This is a genomic window from Flagellimonas profundi (genome assembly GCF_017313275.1).
Taxonomy (GTDB): domain Bacteria; phylum Bacteroidota; class Bacteroidia; order Flavobacteriales; family Flavobacteriaceae; genus Flagellimonas; species Flagellimonas profundi.
On sequence record NZ_JAFLNM010000002.1, the window covers coordinates 299,575 to 318,765 of the forward strand.

The window sequence follows — 19,191 nt, forward strand, 5'->3', positions numbered from 1 at the left end:
ATTGCCCATGATTCATTCTAAAGCCAATTCTCTACCAATTACTTAGGGGTAAAGGTTACTCCTCATGGTCATTATCCTCGTCCAAATCCAGTATTTTACCCAAATAAACTAATTTGTAGCCTTCTCCTTTAGGGGTAAAATCCTTGCTGTTGGCCGGAATGATCTCAATACTTCCATTGGGGGATTTGGTAAACAGGGGAACAATATCCCGCTCCTTGTAGGTAATATCGATCAATTTGTCGTAGTGCTCTTTGTTCTCAAGATCAATTTCATGAATGGTTGGGTGCTTACGTACTGTATCCATTAATTGGATAAAGTCATCGGTATGCGAAAAGAGTCCTTCTTTTGGATTATTCTCTGGGTCGTTCACCTCTTCGGTGTTTACCAAACGGAACGCCCCATTTTCACCAAACTGTTTTTGGAACTTGTTGATCGCAAACTTGTTGATGTCCGAATTCCCTGTTAGGGCCATCAAGTAACCCATATCGTTCAGTTCGATATTATCCGTAAGCGTATCCGAAAAAATGTTGGCCGTCATGGCTTCAAGCCCCAATTTTCTCGCCTTTTCCACATTGTTCTGGTTATTGTCGATCAGTACAACGTGCCTGTTGTTCTTTCTTAAATAATTACCAATCAATCTGGACAGTTTGGAAGCACCAATAATCAAAATACCTTCGGACTTCTTCAGGAACACCCCAACAAGTTTAGCAAAAAGACGTGCTGTGGTGGCATTTAATAAAACCGTGCCGAGCACAATCATAAAAACCAGTGGTGTGATATACTCTGCTCCAGGCTCTCCTCTCTGCATTAACTTGGAGCCAAAAAGGGACGCAATACCAGCTGCTACAATACCCCGAGGGCCCACCCATCCAATAAAAAGCTTTTCGTTGAATTTTAAATTTGAACCTTGTGAACTCAAAAACACCCCTGCCGGTCGAATTATAAAAACTATTACGGCAAACAATACCAATGTTCTCCAATTATAAATCAACTCCATATCACTAATGTTGATATTGGCCGCCAGCAGTATAAAAAGTATGGAAATCAACAGTACACTGAGGGACTCCTTGAAATAGAGCAGTTCCTTTATGTTAGGCAGTTTCATGTTCCCCAATACCATTCCCATAACAACCACGGCCAATAAACCGGATTCATGGGCAAAAAGGTCCGATTCCACATAAACCAACAATACGGTACTCAACGAAACTACATTGAGCAAATAATGTGGAATAAAATCTCGTTTTATGGCAAAGGCCAAAGCATGTGCAAAGGTGAAGCCGAAAGTGGTCCCGAACAGAATAATTTTACCGAACTCCACAAGTGCTGTTTGGGTAAAGGCCTGGCCTTCCCCAACACTAATAAACTCAAACACCAATACGGCGACCAAGGCACCAATAGGGTCAATCAGGATTCCTTCCCATTTTAATACGGCGGACACATCTTTTTTAAGAGGAATGTTCCTTAAAATAGGGGTAATTACCGTTGGCCCCGTAACAATGATCAAACCGGAAAACAAAAAGGAAATCTGCCAAGAAAGTCCAAAAATATAATGTGCTGCTACACCAGCACCAAAAAACGTAACAACCGTCCCGATGGTAATCAATTTCGTGATCACTGGTCCAACATTGGATATTTCGGCCCTTTTTAATGTTAGTCCGCCTTCAAAAAGAATGACACTAATGGCCAAAGACACAAAATAGTATAATCCTTCACCCGGAAACAGCCCTTTTTCCCCATTCCAAATAGGTTCTATAAGTTTTGATCCGTCTTCCGTATATAAAGTTGCAATGGGGCCTACCAACAACCCTATCAATATGAGGGGTAAAATTGCCGGCAATTTAAAACGCCAAGCCACCCATTGAGCAATAATGCCAAGAATAATAATTCCAGCAAGTTCGAGCATGGTCTAAGTTTTGTGGAAATTTACTGTTTTTCTTTTAGATAATCATTCTAGGCAGTTTTAAGTGGACAGACGGAAAAGACCCCGTCTCCTTAAACTTTGCCCTATTTAGTGGTGCTTATCTTCTTTTTGTTAAAATACGGCCAATATATCCTTATTTTTTCGCCATTTGGACAGTGCTTTTCTTATTTTGCATCCCATTTTACTTTCAGAATGACAATTTATCCCATAGAGACCGGTAATTTTAAGTTAGATGGTGGGGCCATGTTCGGTGTGGTTCCTAAATCCATTTGGAACAGAACCAATCCTGCGGACAGTAATAACATGATAGACCTTGCTGCCCGTTGCCTTTTAATAGAGGATGGCGACAGGCTTATTTTGATCGACAACGGACTTGGCAACAAGCAATCTGAAAAATTCTTTAGCTACTACTACCTATGGGGAGATCATTCCCTGGATAGATCCTTAAAAAATGCCGGGTTTCATCGTGATGATATTACCGATGTTTTTTTGACCCACCTACATTTTGACCATTGCGGGGGCAGCATTCAGTGGAACAAGGACCGAACCGGTTACGAACCCGCATTTAAGAATGCCAAGTTCTGGACCAACAAGGACCATTGGGAGTGGGCGACCAAGCCCAATGCTCGGGAAAAAGCCTCCTTTTTAAAGGAGAATCTTTTGCCTATGGAAGAAAGTGGGCAACTCAATTTTGTGAAGCGAACGGAATCCTCCTTTATGGAAAATTCTGAACTCGGTTTCGGCATCCACTTTGTGGATGGGCACACCGATAAACAAATGCTTCCCCATTTAAATTACAAGGGCAAAACCTTGGTTTTTGTGGCGGATCTTATTCCTACCGTAGGTCACATTCCGCTTCCATACGTGATGGGGTACGATACCCGTCCGCTTTTGACCTTAAAAGAAAAACAATCATTTTTAAATAAAGCCGTGGAAAATGATTGGCTGTTGCTCTTCGAGCACGATGCCCACAATCAAATCTGCTCCTTGAAACAAACCGAAAAAGGGGTTCGCTTGAGCGAATTGTTTACATATAACGAACTATTTAAATCACAATAAAATCCCTCACTTTTACAAACACACTTTATGAATCGCACATATAACAAACTAGCATTCTTTTCCGTGTCCGCTGCCCTATTTTTAATGGGTTGTGGATCTACTGCGTTGGTTTCAACCCCTGTTGAGAATATAGACGCCGTTCCCTTAAAAGTCTCCGAGCTTACCGAAGCGGAGAAAAAACATTGGGGCCATCTGGACCTTATTGCCGATACCATTCCAGGGATGAGTGTGGACAAGGCCTACAATGAGATCATAAGAAACAAGAAAGGGAAAACCGTTGTGGTGGCCGTTTTGGATTCGGGAATGGATTTGGACCACGAAGATCTTAACGGTGTTCTTTGGACCAATTCCGATGAAATACCAAATAATGGCAAGGATGATGATGGCAACGGCTATGTGGACGATATTCACGGTTATAATTTTTTGGGCGACTCTTACAACGAGCAATTGGAATACGTTAGGATGCTTCGTTTAAACATTGGGGATGCGTCCGAAAGAGCTGAAGCAAGGCTTTTACTTGACAAAGAATACCCAGAAGCTGTCCAGAACAAGCAACAGTACGAGCAAATATTTCAAGTAGTAAAAGGTGCCGATGAGCTTGTAAGAAACGAGCTTGGCAAAGAAGACTATACCAAAGAGGATTTGCTTTCCATTGAGCCCAAAACTGCTCAAATGGAGCAAAGTGTTGCCGTTTTGACCCAAATGTTCACCTATGGAGACAGTATCCCAGATGTGTTGGACGAACTCGAAGAGGGCATTAAGTATTTCTCCGAGCAGGCCAACTACAACCTAAACAAGGATTTTAATGGGAGAGCCCCCGTAGGCGACGACCCATACGATATCACCGATGTGCCATACGGAAACGGCAACCCAAAGAATATGGTGGAATCTGAAAGCCACGGGACCCACGTTGCTGGAATTATCGCAGCAAAAAGAAATAACGGTATTGGTATGGACGGAGTGGCCAACAATGTGGAAATTATGAGTATTAGGGCCGTCCCTAACGGAGATGAATACGATAAAGATATCGCTCTTGGCATTCGCTATGCTGTGGACAATGGTGCATCCATAATCAATTGTAGTTTTGGAAAATCATTTTCTCCAAAAGCCGAATGGGTATACGATGCCATTACATATGCTGCCTCCAAAGACGTTTTGATCGTTCATGCCGCAGGAAATGATGGTGAAAATCTAGAGGTGCCTGAAAACAGGAATTATCCGAACGATGATATGGAGAGCGATCAAGAATTTGTGGACAATGTGATTACTGTGGGTGCTCTATCTAGCAACTATGGGTCCGAGATGGTGGCGTCCTTCTCCAATTATGGTAAACAACGTGTTGACGTATTTGCCCCAGGCGCCGAAATCTATTCCACTATGCCCAATAGAGAATATGAGTTCCAAGGTGGAACTTCAATGGCGGCGCCTGCGGTTGCGGGAGTTGCTGCATTGATTCGTTCTTTCCATCCAGACCTATCCGCATCACAAGTAAAAAATATCATCATGCAGTCCGGTCTTAGAACAACAAGATCGGTTATCGTGGCAGGTGATGAAACAAAATCCACCACTTTCGATAAAATTTCAAAGTCGGGCAAAATGGTAAATGCCTACAATGCCTTAATTTTAGCAAACAACATTTCAAACGGAAAAACAACTCTAGAAAGTAATTCAAAATAACCTATGAAGCGTTTACAAACACTCTTTTTTTCGGCCTTTTTTGGAGCTGGCCTTTTGTTAAGTGCACAAACCTCCGGTGACTGGCAACAGCATGTGGATTATACCATGGATGTGCAGATGGATGTAGAAACCTATCAGTACAACGGCACCCAAAAATTGGTCTATACCAACAATTCTCCCGATGAATTGAGCCGTGTTTTTTATCATTTGTACTACAATGCCTTCCAGCCCGGCAGTGAAATGGATATCAGGCTCCAAAACATCAAAGACCCTGATAAAAGAATGATGGAAGACGGAAAAAGTAGAATTGCGTCCCTATCCGAAAGCGAAATGGGGTATTTGCATGCAAAATCCCTGACCCAAGATGGGCAGCCTGTTACTTTTAGCGAGGAAGGAACCATATTGGTAGTGGATTTGGCAAAGCCCATTCCGGCAGGAGGAAAAACTACACTTGAAATGACTTTTGAGGGTCAGGTTCCTTTGCAGATCAGACGTTCGGGAAGAAATAGTAGGGAAGGCGTAGCGCTTTCCATGAGCCAATGGTATCCAAAACTTTCGGAATACGACTTTGAAGGATGGCACCCCAACCCTTATATTGCCCGTGAATTCCATGGCGTTTGGGGCGATTTCGACGTAAAGATCACATTGGACAAAGATTACACTGTTGGGGGCTCTGGCTATCTACAAAACCCACAAGAAATCGGACATGGGTATGAAACACCCGGAAGCAAAGTCAAGACCAAGGGAAAAACATTGACCTGGCACTTTAAAGCACCCAACGTACACGATTTTATGTGGGCTGCCGACCCAGAGTACATTCACGACATTTATGAAATGGAAGACGGGCCAACACTTCATTTCTTCTACAAGGACAACCCTGAGTTCAATGAAAATTGGAAAAAACTTCAGCCCAAAACAGCAGAAGCAATGACCTTTTTCAGCAATAATGTAGGGAAATACCCTTATGAGCAATATTCCGTAGTACAAGGAGGTGACGGCGGAATGGAGTATGCCATGAGCACCTTGATCACAGGTGAGCGTGAATTTGGAAGTTTGGTAGGGGTTATGGTTCACGAAATGGCCCACTCTTGGTTCCAGCATGTGTTGGCCACCAACGAGTCCGAGCATGAGTGGATGGATGAAGGCTTTACTTCATTTATCAGTAGTTTGTGCATGAACCAGATTATGGAGCAAAACAAGCAAAACCCCTTCGAGGGTTCTTATCGCGGATACTACGCACTGGTTAATTCCGGTTTGGAAATGCCGCAGTCTACCCATGCGGACAGGTACACGACCAATTTTGCCTATGGCGTTTCCGCTTATAGCAAAGGAGCTATATTCTTGTCGCAGTTAGGATACATTATCGGTCAGGATAAGTTGATGGAGACCATTCAAAAATATTTTCAGGACTTCAAGTTCAAACATCCTGTGCCGAACGATATCAAAAGAACTGCGGAAAAGGTGTCCGGTATGGAACTCAACTGGTATTTGACCGATTGGACACAGACCACCAACACCATTGATTACGGAATTAAAAGTGTTGAGGCCGATGGCAAAAACACCAAAGTAACAATGGAACGTATCGGTGAAATGCCCATGCCTCTGGATATCTTGGTCGTAGGTAAAGACGGAACCCAAGAAACTTACTATGTGCCCTTGCGCATGATGTACGGGGAAAAAGAAAATCCTTATCCAAACCTGGAACGAACCGTTTTGGAAGATTGGCCTTGGGCTTTCCCCACGTACGAGTTTAGCTTGGACATGTCTCTGGAAAACGTACAGGCCATTATGATCGATCCATCCCAGTTGATGGCTGATGTAGATGGGGAGAACAATGTTTATCAGGCTGAGGAATAGGTTCTATATAAACTAAAGAATGATAAGGGCGGCCGATTGTGCCGCCCTTTTTGTTCTGGGTAAAATATATTTAAGTAATTTTCCTTTTTCAAAAGGAACTTTCCCCGAAATGCAAAAAGAAGGTGCTGATCCAAATAAGGTAGAAACTCCCCTAAAACCTCATCAAGGGGTCAATTCTGATTTTTCCTTTCCCAAAAAAGAAAAGCTTACCCACAAAAAGCTGTTCGAGGCCCTTTTTATAGAAGGGAAAACCCTTAAGGAGTTTCCCATTAAACTGATATACCTCCCAACCGATTTTAAAGACGATGTAGCCATAAAGGTTGCAGTGGTCGCTCCCAAAAAGCGATTTAAAACCGCGGTGGGTCGCAACAAAATCAAACGGTTGCTAAGAGAGGCTTACAGGCTCAACAAGCCCCTCATTTTTAACAACATTGAGGGAAATTTTGCGTTCATATTTTTATACCTTGGCAAGAAGACACCAAGTTTTAATGAAGTGGATACAGCCATGAAAAAGCTGTTAAATGCCTTTATAAATAAAGAATCCCATGAAAAGATTGATTAAAAAGCAGGTTTTGATTCCCATTTTGGCACTCGCCGTTCTGGTCGGGGCCAGTAGTTTTAAAAGTGACTTTTTTGAGATTGCCAAACAGATAGAAATCTTCACCACCTTGTTCAAGGAACTCAACATGAACTATGTGGACGAGACGAATCCGGCCGAGTTGATGGATTCCGCCATCAAAAACATGTTGGGGGAACTAGATCCCTACACCCAATTTTTGAACGAACAGGATGTCGAATCTTTTAAAATCAATAATGCAGGGGAATATTCTGGGATCGGGGCGCTTGTGCGTTCGTACGAGAATAAATTAGTGGTGGTGGAGCCATACCAAGGATACGCCGCGGACAAGGCCGGACTTAAAGCCGGAGATGAAATCATCAAGATCGGGGAAACCTTGGTCGCCGATTTCGACGATAATGCAGGAGAGCTGCTAAAAGGAGCCAACAACTCCACCGTTGAGGTTACTTTTTTAAGACAGGGGGAGACTAAAACAGCGACCATCACTCGAGAAGGTGTGGAGGTAGATGCCGTTCCTTTTTATGATATGATCGATGAAAAAACAGGATATATTGTCCTGTCCCGCTTTAATCGAAAAGCTTCCAAACAAACACAATCTGCATTGCAGGACCTTAAAGGGCGTGGTGCGGAACGGCTGGTTTTGGATTTAAGGGGAAACCCTGGCGGATTACTGTCCGAGGCCATTAATGTTACCAATCTTTTTGTTCCCAAAGGAGAGCTGATCGTAACAACCAAATCCAAAGTAAAAAAATTCAATCAAGAATATAAGACCCGAAACAAACCAGAGGATGAGGACATTCCCTTGGTTGTTCTGGTGAATGGAAAAAGTGCTTCTGCAAGTGAGATTGTTTCCGGCGGACTGCAAGATTTGGATCGCGCCGTAATTGTTGGGGCCAGAAGTTTTGGAAAAGGATTGGTACAACGTCCTTTAAAGTTGACGTATGGCACCCAACTAAAAGTGACCATTTCCAGATATTATACCCCATCCGGAAGGTGTATCCAGTCTTTGGATTACTGGAACCGAGATGAAGAGGGGAATGCGGTTCGCAATACAAAATTCAATGAGTTTACCACCCGAAACGGAAGAAAAGTATGGGATGGGGGCGGCATTATGCCGGATATTACCATTGAATCCTTAAAGACCAACACTTTGATCGATGCCTTGGAAGCCAACAATATCGTATTTGATTTTGCAACGGATTACTATTACGACCACAACTTTGACTCTGTGGAAGATTTTAATTTTTCCAGTGCAGATTACAGCGCATTCAAGTCCTTTGCCGAAGAGCAGAACTTCTCTTATCGGACTAGGACGGAGGAGGTTCTTGAGGAAACCATCAACAGCGATGAAACCTTGTTGGGACCCGAAATCCAGGAAAAGTACAAAGATTTGCTGTTGGCTGTGAACAGGGGAAAAATAACGGCCTTGAATACTTTTCAAAAGGAAATCCAAAAGAATTTGGAAGATGAGATCATTACAAGGTATTTCTACCGCGAAGGGCTCTACAAATACTATCTGGACCACGATGATGCCATACTGACCGCCAAAGAATTGTTGGCCGATGATTCAAAATATAAGGAACTCTTAAGGTAGACAACTCCATACTTTTAGATTCTTTTATCAATCCAAACCCTGTATTTATCAGCTCAAAGCTGTTAGCGGTCAAACCACTCAAATAAGTATACGGCCATTTGGTTAACTTTTCCCCAATGTTTTATCCATAAACAGTTATCACATTGTAAAAGTCTGACCGCACATATGTCAAAAATTAATCGGGAAATTATACAACTTATCAGCCGTCACAGCAATTGGTCAGAGAGCGATGTATCCAAAGCCCTTTTGGACAATGTTTATGCCGATAGCGCTTCTTGGTATCGTTTTTTAAAACTCTTTTTTATAACGCTTGGTGTTTCCTTTACAACAACTGGAATTCTTTTTTTCTTTGCCTACAACTGGATGGATTTGCACAAGTTCATCAAAATTGGACTTATAGAAGCACTCCTCATTGGTACAACCCTGATCGCCGTCTTCTTTAAATTGAACCAAACGATAAAAAATATTTTGCTAAGCGCCGCAGCCATGTTCGTGGGGGTATCGTATGCTGTTTTTGGCCAAGTGTACCAGACCAATGCCGATGCTTATGATTTTTTCCTTGCTTGGACATTTTTTGTTACCATTTGGGCCGTCGTCTCCCATTTTGCGCCCTTATGGATCATTTATATTGCCCTGATCAACTTTACCCTTTTTCTGTATGCCGAACAAGTGGCCTATCATTGGAATGAAGTGTTCCTTATTACCATAATTTTTTGGGTAAATTCCCTCTTTTTGATACTGTTCATTGGGCTTCCCGAATTGACCCATATAAAAAAGTCGCCCCAATGGTTTACCAACATATTGGCCCTGGTTGTTGTGGCCATTGCCACATTTAGCCTTTCCAACGGTATTTTTGAAAAGAATCCTCCCTCCTTTTATGTATTGCTTATTTCAGCCCCATTGTTGTACGGCCTTGGTATATGGTATGGATTAAAAGCACGGAGGCTCTTTTATCTGTCCATTGTCCCCTTCAGCGTTATCATTATTCTTTCTGCACTTTTCGTGGATCATTCAAATGATGCGGGCATGCTCTTTACCATAGGCTTCTTCATCATTATAAGCATAACCTTGTTGATATGGTCCCTCATCAAAATTCAAAAGAAATGGGCAAATTGAACATTATAGATGTGCTGGAAAATATCCGTTCATTCGAAGGCAAAGGGTTTGAGTGTGATGATAAAGCCATTCTTATAGAATATCAGAAAAAAGAAGAGGAGAAAACAAGTCTGGCCATTAAGATACTCTCCATTTTTGGCAGTTTAATGGCTGTTTTTGTCTTTATTTGGTTTCTGTACATTATAGAACTCTTCGATTCTGGTTGGGGAATGCTTCTATTGGGAATTGGGCTTCTGGTCGCTGCCATTGGACTGAGCAGAAAATACGAAACCTTTATGTTTGATACTTTCTGTGTTTCGCTATATGTGCTGGGGTTTGTACTTTTCGTTTTTGACATGCTCGTTTATTGGGCAAACGAGGATAATTTTGTCCCGCTGTCCATATTGATTGCTTTATGCTGTTTTTTCTTTGCCAAAAACTACATTATATCCTTTATTTCCATTCTTGCCGTTGGCACCAATATATTGATGTATATCATTTCAAAGGATATTTATGATGCCATTCATGGTTATATCGCATTAAATACCTGTGTGTTTGTCTATTGCTTTCTCAATGAGGCCAAATTGATCACTTCATACCCTAAGTTATCCAAACTGTATGATCCGCTTCGTATCGGGTTGGTTTTTTGCTTCCTTTTTGGTCTTGTTCCTTTCGGTATGTACAGTACTTTTCCCGTGTCCCAAAACTTCATTTGGATATCTTCGATTGTTATCATTCTTGCCATTCTGTACGTGGTTCGCCATATTTTGAAAACCCTCAATATTAATTCCAAAAAAAGCAAGGTCTGGATATACTCCCTAAGCTCCCTTGCCCTATTGCCCACGCTTTTTGCTCCCGCCATTTGTGGGGCATTGCTCATTATGCTGTCAGCTTTTTGGGTTAACCATAAAACCGGTTTGGCCATAGGGATAATTGCCCTTGTTTACTTTGTAATTCAATATTATTATGATCTTGACCTGACCCTTTTGACAAAATCCACTATTCTGTTTTCGTCAGGTGTTGTGTTCGTCCTCTTGTATCTATTCTTTACGAAAAAGACCCAATCCCCATGAAAAAATATAGTTGGATCATCATACTCGCAAACCTCGTGGTCTTTCTTGGGGTTTTTAACTTTTCCATTATTAAAAAGGAAAAACAACTGACCCGTGGAAATTTGATTTTTTTGGAGCTGTCTCCTGTAGACCCCAGGTCGTTGCTGCAAGGAGATTATATGCAGTTGCGTTATGAAATCGCCAACAATCTGGACTATGATAACATTCCCGAACATGGATTATGTGCCATAGAACTAAATGGCTATGGTATCGCTAAAAATATCCGTTATCTGGAAGATATGGGCCAGATCAACACCAACGAGCATCCCTTAAAATACACTGGCAAACAATGGTGGGGCTTAAAATTTGGTGCGGAATCCTTTTTCTTTCAAGAAGGTGAAGTCGAAAAATATGAAAAAGTCAAATATGGAGGCATTAGTGTAGATGAAAATGGAAATGCTATTTTAATAGGTTTATACGATGTCAACCTTAAAAAGATAGAATAAATCCTATTTTTGGGTATGCAACAACTCAAGGTCTGTGAACTTTTTGCGGGTGTAGGCGGTTTTCGCCTAGGATTGGAAAATACCGGTCACTATGCAGTAGTATGGAGCAACCAATGGGAACCGTCGACCAAAATGCAACATGCTTCTATGGTCTATGAAGCGCGATTTGGCGCTGAAAACCATTCCAATGCAAATATTGAGACGGTTGCTACGAGCGAAATCCCCGATTTTGATATGCTGGTAGGTGGATTTCCTTGCCAAGACTATTCCGTTGCAACATCTTTAAAGAACTCCAAAGGGCTTCTCGGTAAAAAAGGGGTGCTATGGTGGTCCATCCATCGTATTTTGTCAGAAAAAAAGAACAAGCCGAAATATCTTTTTTTGGAAAATGTGGATCGGCTTTTAAAATCGCCTTCAAACCAACGCGGACGTGATTTTGCCGTGATGCTCCGTAGTTTATCGGATTTGGGCTATGCAGTCGAATGGCGCGTGATAAATGCGGCCGAGTATGGAATGCCACAGCGCCGAAGGCGCGTTTTTTTTCTGGCATATTTTAAGGGTACCGAGATATACAAAAAACTCCAAAATTCCCCTGCAACAGACTGGATGCTCAAGGATGGAACCTTCTGCAATGCCTTTCCTGTGGCGCAAACTTTCCAAAATGCCGTCGAGCTTGATTTAGAAGAGGATTTGGTATCCTTATCCAATAATTTCAATACCGAAAAAGGACTTTCCCCTTTTTTAAACACAGGTATTTGTATGGATGGAAAGGTTTCTACCCTAAAAACATCTCCTTCTTACGACGGCAAAAAAACTTTACTCTTCGATATTCTGATGGAGAAGGAAATACCGTCGGATTATTATATTGATGCCACCGATTTGCCCAAATGGGAATACTTGAAGGGCTCTAAAAAAGAAATTCGCAAGACCAAAGCAGGTTTTCAATACAATTACAGTGAGGGCAGCATGGTTTTCCCAGATGCCCTTGATCAACCTTCCAGAACTATAATAACCGGAGAAGGCGGCAAGTCCCCGTCCCGGTTTAAACACGTGGTCCAAACCTCCAAGGGACTGCGAAGACTTTTACCTATAGAATTGGAACGGTTGAACATGTTTCCGGATAATCACACCAAGATGGAGGGCATTTCAGATGCCAAACGTGCCTTTTTTATGGGCAACGCGCTGGTAGTGGGAATTGTGGAACGAGTTGGTACTTCCCTCTTCCAGAAAATAACCCAACTTGAAAAGCAACTTCAAAGCTGACTTATCCAAAGAACAACAATTAACCCCATTACTGGATTTTTATTATCAAAAATATCTGAAGCATTACACTTTTGAGCGTGTTTCCTATATTAAGAAACAATTGCAGGGCATAGATCTTATCCTAAAGAATGTGTCAACGGGCAAACGATTTTATTTAGATGAAAAAGCCCAATTGGATTATATAAACGAAAGCCTGCCCACATTTGCATTTGAGCTTTTATATCAAAAAAATGGTATTCAAAAACAGGGGTGGTTGTTCGATAATTCCAAAAAAACTCATTTTTATGCTTTGGTGACCAGTATTTTTTCGGATGAAGCCAAAAAATTCACTTCCTGTAACATCACTATTGTAAACCGGGAAAAATTAATTCAACATTTGGATAAAAAGGGATTGTCCCAAACTTATTTGGAACGAATCATTACTGAAAATAAAGGTCTGAACGGTAAATTAAATTTGGATAAACTTGATGCAAGAAACGAAGGGTATTTGTTCTTTTCCTCCAATAATAAAATTGAAAAACCGGTTAACCTTATTCTTAGATTGGATTATTTGCAGCGCATCGGTGTGGCGAAAAGGTTGGTGTAAACTACTCTTTCAACATTCTTCGATGTGGAATACCGTCTTCCAAATATTCTTCTCCAAAAGCGGTAAAACCAAGGTCTGTATAAAACTTTAAAAGATAGGATTGCGCAGAAATTTCGATGGGTTGTTTAGGAAATCTTTGGTTTATAGCGGCCAATGAGGCTTGCATTATCTGTTTGCCCAATCCATATTTTCGTTGCTCTTGGCTTACCACTACCCTACCTATGCTCACATTGTTAAAATAATCTCCTGGTTTAAAAATTCGCGTGTATGCAACCAGCTCACCTTCTTTAACCCCCATAACATGAAGTGCCTTTTGGTCCTTGTTATCCACATCTTGGTAGACACAATCTTGTTCCACCACAAAAACTTCGCTGCGGAGGCGTAAAATTTGGTAGAGCTCTTCGGTAGAGAGCTCGTCAAATGTTTTAACGGATACTTGCATTAATCTTGGACTATTACGCTTTTGGAATCGCACTTGTCAAACTCGGGTTGAATATTAACATGGTTGATACCGTGTTTATGGTAGACATGCTCCTCTATTTTTTCAAGGATTTCATCAAACTCCGAGAGTTTTATATCATTTTTAAAATCCACATGGGCCTCCATGTGCAGTTCTTCTTCATTAAGTTGCCAAATGTGTACGTGGTGTACATTTTTTACAGGCTCTATGGTGCAAATGGATTCCACAATATCTTGGATGACCACCGATTTTGGGGTAAAAAGCATCAATACTTTGGTAGATTCCTTTAAAAGGTCATATCCCATATAAATCAGATAGACACCTATGATCATGGTAAGGATGGCATCTACCCAGTAAATCTGGTAAAATTTCATTAAAATACCACCAATAAATACGGCTACAGAGGCCATCATATCGGTAAGTAAATGCAAATAGGCCGATTTCATGTTCATATTGTGATCGGCGTCTTTCTTCAACAACAACACACTAAAACCATTTCCGGCAATGGCAATCAATGCCAGCCAAATTACCAAGTTGGATTCTATTTGCTGGGGATCCAAAAGTCTCTCAACAGCTTCTTTCATCAAGATAAGGGCAACAACCACAAGGGTGGCTGCATTTATGAATGCGGCCAATATCTCTGCCCGTTTATAACCGAAAGTTCTGTGTTTACTCGCCTTCTTTTTGCCTAATTTTGTTGCTCCATAACTAATTACCAGAGAAAGTACATCACTAAAATTGTGCAGTGCATCGGACAGTAATGCCAAACTTCCCGACAATAAGCCACCAACCACTTGGGCCAAAGTAATGGCTATGTTCAGGATTATGGAGATAAGAAGGTTTCTCCCCTTTAAATCGGGGTGTGCGTGTGAATGTCCGTGATGGTAATGGTGATGACCCATAGGGTTTATCTGCAAGGAATTTTTTCAATTCTACGTTCGTGCCTACCACCATCAAATTTAGTATTCAAAAATGTTTCGACCATATCGAGCGCTTGGGGAAGTGAAATAAAACGGGCTGGTAAACTTAAAATATTGGCGTCGTTATGTTCCCTTGCAAGTTGGGTGATTTCCTTGTTCCAACAAAGGGCGCCTCTAACATTTTGGTGCTTGTTTATCGTCATGGTTGCGCCATTGCCACTACCGCACAATACTATTCCCAAATCAACATTTCCTTCAGCTACATCTGTGGCTACAGGATGGGTAAAATCAGGATAATCCACGCTATCGGTTCCGTCGGTACCATAATTTATAACTTCAATTCCTTTGGATTTCAACAAACCAATAATGGCTAGTTTATAATCGGTTCCCGCATGGTCGTTTCCTATGGCAATTTTCATGGTCTTGTATTAAAATGGATGCAAAACAAAGGTACAATATCTTTTAATGTTACACTGTTTATAAAAACGAGGATATTTTTGCATTTGGTTAAAAAACAATCAATTAACAATATTGGTGTTTTGTTAACTATTTACAGAAAACTATTGGTAACGAAATTTTGTTTTTAAATAAAATTAATCAATGGGAATAATTATTCAATGGTGGGGCAATATTCCATTAATAATTAATCAACCATTATAAACCTTTTTTTGTGGGTAATTAACATTAAAGAAACAGTAACTTTTCAATAAATTGATGTTGATAACGGTTATTAAAAACCGTGGACAAAAATTATAATATCCTGATTTCTAATTTTATCGATATCTGACAACTTGTGAACAAAATATTTTGATCGTTCAAAGCAACTTTTTAACTAAAATTTTATTCCACATTTCAACGATCCATCATCATCATCATTTTAATAAATTTTAAAAAAGAAGAAAAAAGATATTATTGATTATTGTTGATAAAGTTCATTTTGTTTTGGATTACTGTTCGTTTCCTTATTGGTCAAGGATTATAATTCGTATTTTTCAAAAAAATAAGGACGTTAATGTCGAAGAAAAAGAAGAGAGCTGGTAGTCAGCGAAAGAATGAAATTACGAAGGGCATTTTCACCGTATTGGAAAAAGAACCGTCCAAAACCTTCAATTACAAGCAAATAGCTTCTAGGTTAGGTATTACCGATACTCAAGATAGGAACCTTTTAATCAAACGTTTAGGGCAGTTAAAAGCCAGCGAGCGCATTGTGGAACCAGAGCGGGGAAAATACCAAAAGAAGCCATCCTTACATACTTATTTTACGGGAAGAGTGGATCTTACATCAAGTGGCAATGCCTATATAGTGGTGGATGAATTGGATGATGATATTTTTGTTGCCAATACTAATCTCAACAAAGCTTTCCATGGCGACACCGTTGAGGTGTTTATAAAACCCAAACGCAAGAGCAAAAAAATGGAAGGAGAAATCTCCCGAGTGCTCGAACGTAAAAAGACCTCTTATGTTGGTATTGTGGACAAACAAAAAAGTTTTGCCTTTGTTCGCCCTACCGATTCCAGAATGTACACCGATATTTTTATTCCGCCCGAAAAGCTAAAAAAAGCCAACGATGGTGATAAAGTATTGGTAAACCTTGGAGATTGGCCCGATGATGCGGATTCACCTTATGGTGAGATTGTAGAAGTACTGGGTAGGCCTGGTGAACACCATACTGAAATACATGCGATTTTGGCCGAATATGGTTTACCTCATGAGTTTCCGTATGAAGTGGAACAGTTCGCCAAAACATTGGATACGAGTATAAAAGAATCGGAGATAGCCAAGCGTAGGGATATGCGCGATGTACTTACATTTACCATTGATCCCAAGGATGCGAAGGATTTTGATGATGCCCTATCTTTCCAACAACTGGAAAACGGAAACTACGAAATAGGTATCCATATTGCTGATGTTTCCCACTATGTGCAGCCCGATACGATTTTGGAGGAAGAAGCTTACGATAGGGCAACTTCTGTTTATTTAGTGGATAGAGTGGTTCCCATGTTACCCGAGGTATTGTCCAATATGGCCTGTTCACTTAGGCCCAATGAAGAGAAATATACCTTTTCGGCCATTTTTGAAATGGATGATAATGCCAAATTGGTAAAGCAATGGTTCGGACGAACAGTGATCAACTCTAACGAACGTTTTGCCTATGAGGAAGCTCAGCACATTATTGAAACAGCGCAAAAAAAGATTCCGAAGGACATATCCATTCGTGGAAATGCGTATTCCGTTACCGAAGATGTTGTCCAAGCGGTGCTCACTTTTGACCGATTGGCTAAAATAATGAGACAGGCACGTATGGATGCAGGTGCCATTTCCTTTGATAAGATTGAAGTAAAGTTTCACCTGTCGGAAGATAATGAGCCCGTTGGTGTGTATTTTAAAGAAGCCAAAGATGCCAACAAGTTGATAGAGGAGTTTATGCTCTTGGCCAACAGAAAGGTTGCGGAATTTATAGGTAAACAAAAGAAAACATTTGTGTACCGGGTCCACGATAAGCCCGATGAGGAAAAATTAATGGCCTTGAACGGCGTTATTTCCAGATTTGGACATAGTATCAACCTAAAGGATAGTAAGACCATTAACCAGTCCTTAAATAAGTTATTGGAGGATGTTAAAGGGAAAAAAGAACAGAATTTAGTGGATACCCTGGCCATTCGGAGTATGAGTAAAGCAATTTATACGACGGAGAATATTGGGCACTACGGATTGGGTTTTGATTATTACACGCATTTTACCTCTCCGATACGTCGTTATCCCGATGTAATGGTACATCGATTACTGCAGCATTATCTGGATAAGGAAAAAACTCCAAAAGCTGCACTGTACGAAGAAAAATGTAAACATTCTTCCGATATGGAATTGCTGGCGGCCAATGCAGAACGGGATTCTATTAAGTACATGCAGATCAAATTTATGGAAGACCATAAGGACCAGGAGTTCTTGGGTGTAATTTCCGGGGTTACCGAATGGGGCATTTACGTAGAGATTGTGGAGAACAAATGTGAAGGAATGATCCGTATTCGTGATATTAAAGATGATTATTATGTTTTTGATGAACGCCAGTATGCTATAATCGGGGAACGTACCAAACGAATGTATCAACTTGGAGACGAGGTTTATGTAATGGTGAAGAACACCGATCTGATCAAACGTCATTTGGACTTTTCGTTGATCGGTAAAAAGAAATAATACTATTTTGGAATAAAGTTTGTTATCCTATTGAGAACCAAATTTTTATAACATGAAAGTAATTACGATTGTTATATTGTTCCTGTCACTTCAATATATGGAAGCGCAGGATGCAACCGTAACCCAAAACCTACAAAAGTTCACTGAAGTAAAGGGATTTGACGGCATCTCCATCAATCTTATCAAATCCAATGAAAACAAGGCGGTGATTACAGGAGCGAATACCACAAATGTCGCGATAGTAAATAATGATGGGATCTTGAAAATCCGAATGGAAATCGTTAAAATATTCAGTGGATATAGAACCTATGTGGATCTATATCATTCGGAAGAACTGGTTGTCATCGACGTTAATGAAGATGCAAGAATATCATCGGATGATACTTATGTGCAAGAAGTTTTGGAACTTAAAGCGCAGGAAGGTGGTGAACTAGAGGTTAATTGTGAGGTAGATCAACTGTTGATCAAAGCTGTTTCTGGCGGTAAAATATTTTCAGGAGGATTTGCCAATACGCAAGATGTAATTATTAATACCGGTGGTGCCTATAATGGAAGAACATTTAAGACAAAATTTACTACTATAAGCGTTAATGCAGGAGGAAATGCCGAAATTTATGCATCGGACTATGTAAAGGCCAATGTAAAGGCCGGGGGAGAAGTCCTAGTGTACGGAGATCCAGAAAAAATGGACGAGCATACCCTCTTTGGCGGAAAAATAAAAAGAGTAAGGTAAAAAATGATTGAAGATATCCAAGCAGCGATTCCTTTGGGATTTTTGTTGAGCTTTATGATCGGTCCTGTTTTCTTCGTTTTACTGGAAACAAGTGCCACCAAAGGCTTTAGGGCAGGGGTAAGCTTGGATATAGGAGTGATTATAGCGGATATCGTTTTTTTATTGATTGCCTACTTCAGTAGTTTTCAATTATTGGAAAACTTAAGCAACGAACCTGGACTTTTTGTTTTCGGTGGAATGATTCTTTTGGTTTATGGGATATTTCTTTTTGTGAAAAAGGCAAAGAAAAAATCCAATGTAAAGGCTTCCAAAGGAACTTACCTGGGATTAATGGTAAAAGGCTTTTTGTTGAACTTTATCAATATTGGCGTACTTGCTTTTTGGTTGGGATTGATTATTGTGGTTGGACCCAGTTTGGAGAACAATCCCAATAGAATGATGGTGTTTTTTAGTACGGTAATCCTCGTTTATTTCGGAACGGATTTACTTAAGATTATTTTGGCTAAGCAGTTAAAGCGATATTTAACACAGGAACGTATTGTACTTATTAAAAAAGGATTGGGTATTGTATTGATTATTTGCGGAATTGTGCTTATTACCAAAGGATTTTTACCTAAAGAAAAATTTGATATCCAGGAAGAAATAGAGAAAATAGAAAAATTATAAACAAAAAACCCAGCACACAGTACTGGGTT

Annotated in this window: 17 protein-coding genes; 13 read left to right on the forward strand and 4 right to left on the reverse strand. The window is 40.5% G+C overall.

Translation table 11 applies throughout. The features are described 5' to 3' along the window. Nucleotides 1-55 precede the first annotated feature (55 nt). Nucleotides 56-1,903: a cation:proton antiporter gene (locus J0654_RS10300; RefSeq protein ID WP_207028605.1), complete on the reverse strand. Its 1,848-nt coding sequence runs from the start codon at nucleotides 1,901-1,903 to the stop codon at nucleotides 56-58. Between the two features lie 210 nt (nucleotides 1,904-2,113). Here J0654_RS10300 and J0654_RS10305 point away from each other — a divergent pair, with 210 nt between their 5' ends. The 10 genes from J0654_RS10305 (at nucleotide 2,114) to J0654_RS10350 (ending at nucleotide 13,187) form a co-directional block, all read left to right on the forward strand. Further along, complete coding sequence (locus J0654_RS10305; protein ID WP_207028607.1) at nucleotides 2,114-2,980, forward strand: MBL fold metallo-hydrolase; 867 nt, start codon at nucleotides 2,114-2,116, stop codon at nucleotides 2,978-2,980. 27 nt (nucleotides 2,981-3,007) lie between these two features. Beyond that, nucleotides 3,008-4,657, forward strand: a complete 1,650-nt coding sequence (locus J0654_RS10310) for a S8 family peptidase (RefSeq protein WP_207028609.1) — start codon at nucleotides 3,008-3,010, stop codon at nucleotides 4,655-4,657. A gap of 3 nt (nucleotides 4,658-4,660) precedes the next feature. After that, nucleotides 4,661-6,514 carry a M1 family metallopeptidase gene (locus J0654_RS10315; protein ID WP_207028611.1) on the forward strand — a complete coding sequence of 618 codons (1,854 nt, stop codon included), beginning with the start codon at nucleotides 4,661-4,663 and terminating at the stop codon, nucleotides 6,512-6,514. A gap of 19 nt (nucleotides 6,515-6,533) precedes the next feature. Continuing rightward, nucleotides 6,534-7,076, forward strand: coding sequence for a ribonuclease P protein component (locus J0654_RS10320; RefSeq protein WP_313783659.1), 543 nt, complete (start codon nucleotides 6,534-6,536; stop codon nucleotides 7,074-7,076). Then, nucleotides 7,060-8,685, forward strand: coding sequence for a S41 family peptidase (locus J0654_RS10325; RefSeq protein ID WP_207028613.1), 1,626 nt, complete (start codon nucleotides 7,060-7,062; stop codon nucleotides 8,683-8,685). Before J0654_RS10320 ends, J0654_RS10325 begins: the two co-directional genes overlap by 17 nt. A gap of 165 nt (nucleotides 8,686-8,850) precedes the next feature. Next, complete coding sequence (locus J0654_RS10330) at nucleotides 8,851-9,801, forward strand: DUF2157 domain-containing protein (protein ID WP_207028615.1); 951 nt, start codon at nucleotides 8,851-8,853, stop codon at nucleotides 9,799-9,801. Next, nucleotides 9,789-10,853, forward strand: a complete 1,065-nt coding sequence (locus J0654_RS10335; RefSeq protein ID WP_207028616.1) for a DUF4401 domain-containing protein — start codon at nucleotides 9,789-9,791, stop codon at nucleotides 10,851-10,853. The genes J0654_RS10330 and J0654_RS10335 overlap by 13 nt, the downstream gene beginning before the upstream one ends. Next, nucleotides 10,850-11,338 carry a GDYXXLXY domain-containing protein gene (locus tag J0654_RS10340; protein ID WP_207028619.1) on the forward strand — a complete coding sequence of 163 codons (489 nt, stop codon included), beginning with the start codon at nucleotides 10,850-10,852 and terminating at the stop codon, nucleotides 11,336-11,338. The genes J0654_RS10335 and J0654_RS10340 overlap by 4 nt, the downstream gene beginning before the upstream one ends. A 15-nt stretch (nucleotides 11,339-11,353) precedes the next feature. Beyond that, on the forward strand, nucleotides 11,354-12,601 hold the full coding sequence (gene dcm / locus J0654_RS10345) for a DNA (cytosine-5-)-methyltransferase (protein WP_207028621.1): 1,248 nt from the start codon (nucleotides 11,354-11,356) through the stop codon (nucleotides 12,599-12,601). Then, complete coding sequence (locus tag J0654_RS10350; protein ID WP_207028623.1) at nucleotides 12,579-13,187, forward strand: hypothetical protein; 609 nt, start codon at nucleotides 12,579-12,581, stop codon at nucleotides 13,185-13,187. Before dcm ends, J0654_RS10350 begins: the two co-directional genes overlap by 23 nt. Nucleotide 13,188: 1 nt before the next feature. On the opposite strand, the gene J0654_RS10355 is transcribed toward J0654_RS10350, so the two are convergent. Genes J0654_RS10355 through J0654_RS10365 form a run of 3 tightly spaced genes read right to left on the reverse strand, consistent with a single transcriptional unit; the run spans nucleotide 13,189 to nucleotide 14,986 of the window. Then, entirely contained in the window at nucleotides 13,189-13,629 is a 441-nt protein-coding gene (locus J0654_RS10355; protein WP_207028625.1) for a GNAT family N-acetyltransferase, read from the reverse strand. Next, nucleotides 13,629-14,549: a cation diffusion facilitator family transporter gene (locus J0654_RS10360; protein WP_207028627.1), complete on the reverse strand. Its 921-nt coding sequence runs from the start codon at nucleotides 14,547-14,549 to the stop codon at nucleotides 13,629-13,631. Before J0654_RS10360 ends, J0654_RS10355 begins: the two co-directional genes overlap by 1 nt. Nucleotides 14,550-14,554: 5 nt before the next feature. Beyond that, nucleotides 14,555-14,986, reverse strand: coding sequence for an RpiB/LacA/LacB family sugar-phosphate isomerase (locus J0654_RS10365; protein WP_207028629.1), 432 nt, complete (start codon nucleotides 14,984-14,986; stop codon nucleotides 14,555-14,557). A gap of 593 nt (nucleotides 14,987-15,579) precedes the next feature. Here J0654_RS10365 and rnr point away from each other — a divergent pair. The 3 genes from rnr to J0654_RS10380 are packed head-to-tail and all read left to right on the forward strand — an operon-like array spanning nucleotide 15,580 to nucleotide 19,162. After that, nucleotides 15,580-17,763, forward strand: coding sequence for a ribonuclease R (gene rnr, locus J0654_RS10370; RefSeq protein ID WP_207028630.1), 2,184 nt, complete (start codon nucleotides 15,580-15,582; stop codon nucleotides 17,761-17,763). A gap of 52 nt (nucleotides 17,764-17,815) precedes the next feature. Then, on the forward strand, nucleotides 17,816-18,496 hold the full coding sequence (locus J0654_RS10375; RefSeq protein WP_207028632.1) for a head GIN domain-containing protein: 681 nt from the start codon (nucleotides 17,816-17,818) through the stop codon (nucleotides 18,494-18,496). Nucleotides 18,497-18,499: 3 nt separating this feature from the next. Next, nucleotides 18,500-19,162 carry a LysE family translocator gene (locus J0654_RS10380; RefSeq protein ID WP_207028634.1) on the forward strand — a complete coding sequence of 221 codons (663 nt, stop codon included), beginning with the start codon at nucleotides 18,500-18,502 and terminating at the stop codon, nucleotides 19,160-19,162. Nucleotides 19,163-19,191 lie beyond the last annotated feature (29 nt).

Bases quoted from the DNA above. Each gene is read 5' to 3' on its own strand.
- J0654_RS10340 (WP_207028619.1), top strand. From the start codon at position 10,850: ATGAAAAAATATAGTTGGATCATCATACTCGCAAACCTCGTGGTCTTT.
- J0654_RS10360 (WP_207028627.1), bottom strand. From the start codon at position 14,549: ATGGGTCATCACCATTACCATCACGGACATTCACACGCACACCCCGAT.
- J0654_RS10300 (WP_207028605.1), bottom strand. From the start codon at position 1,903: ATGCTCGAACTTGCTGGAATTATTATTCTTGGCATTATTGCTCAATGG.
- J0654_RS10305 (WP_207028607.1), top strand. From the start codon at position 2,114: ATGACAATTTATCCCATAGAGACCGGTAATTTTAAGTTAGATGGTGGG.
- J0654_RS10325 (WP_207028613.1), top strand. From the start codon at position 7,060: ATGAAAAGATTGATTAAAAAGCAGGTTTTGATTCCCATTTTGGCACTC.
- J0654_RS10335 (WP_207028616.1), top strand. From the start codon at position 9,789: ATGGGCAAATTGAACATTATAGATGTGCTGGAAAATATCCGTTCATTC.
- J0654_RS10315 (WP_207028611.1), top strand. From the start codon at position 4,661: ATGAAGCGTTTACAAACACTCTTTTTTTCGGCCTTTTTTGGAGCTGGC.
- J0654_RS10320 (WP_313783659.1), top strand. From the start codon at position 6,534: ATGATAAGGGCGGCCGATTGTGCCGCCCTTTTTGTTCTGGGTAAAATA.
- J0654_RS10310 (WP_207028609.1), top strand. From the start codon at position 3,008: ATGAATCGCACATATAACAAACTAGCATTCTTTTCCGTGTCCGCTGCC.
- J0654_RS10355 (WP_207028625.1), bottom strand. From the start codon at position 13,629: ATGCAAGTATCCGTTAAAACATTTGACGAGCTCTCTACCGAAGAGCTC.
- dcm (WP_207028621.1), top strand. From the start codon at position 11,354: ATGCAACAACTCAAGGTCTGTGAACTTTTTGCGGGTGTAGGCGGTTTT.
- J0654_RS10365 (WP_207028629.1), bottom strand. From the start codon at position 14,986: ATGAAAATTGCCATAGGAAACGACCATGCGGGAACCGATTATAAACTA.
- rnr (WP_207028630.1), top strand. From the start codon at position 15,580: ATGTCGAAGAAAAAGAAGAGAGCTGGTAGTCAGCGAAAGAATGAAATT.
- J0654_RS10330 (WP_207028615.1), top strand. From the start codon at position 8,851: ATGTCAAAAATTAATCGGGAAATTATACAACTTATCAGCCGTCACAGC.
- J0654_RS10380 (WP_207028634.1), top strand. From the start codon at position 18,500: ATGATTGAAGATATCCAAGCAGCGATTCCTTTGGGATTTTTGTTGAGC.
- J0654_RS10375 (WP_207028632.1), top strand. From the start codon at position 17,816: ATGAAAGTAATTACGATTGTTATATTGTTCCTGTCACTTCAATATATG.